Source organism: Streptomyces bobili (assembly GCF_002154575.1).
In the GTDB taxonomy this organism is placed as follows: Bacteria; Actinomycetota; Actinomycetes; order Streptomycetales; family Streptomycetaceae; genus Streptomyces; species Streptomyces bobili.
Map to the genome: position 1 here is coordinate 1 of NZ_MUBA01000769.1, position 368 is coordinate 368.

Here is a 368-nt window from a genome sequence, read left to right on the forward strand (position 1 = left end):
GTGGGACTGCGGCTGCAACTGCGGCTGATGGTGCGTCGGCGAGGTTGCCTGTGGCTGGAGTTGGGCCACGGGCTGGAGCTGCGGCTGCGGGCGTGGCTCGGGCTGGGCGGCCCGGCGCTGCGGCTGCGGTTCCCCGGGGGACCGGGTCTGCGCCTGGGGCTGCGATCGCCCGCCGGCCTGCGGAGCCAGTTCCCGAGCCACCTGTGCGCCGGCCGCCCCCACGCCGTTCCCCTCGGCCTGCGACAACGGCGGTCCGGCCGACCCGAGCAGGGCCTGCGGTACGACGAGTACGGCCTGGACGCCGCCGTAGATGTTGTTCTGGAGCCGGACCCGGATGCCGTGGCGGCGGGCCAGCTGGGAGACGACGT

Annotated in this window: 1 pseudogene; it reads right to left on the reverse strand. The window is 75.5% G+C overall.

The window, feature by feature from the left end:
- A pseudogene (locus tag BZL64_RS41715) lies at positions 1–368 on the reverse strand (hypothetical protein); the annotation flags it as partial.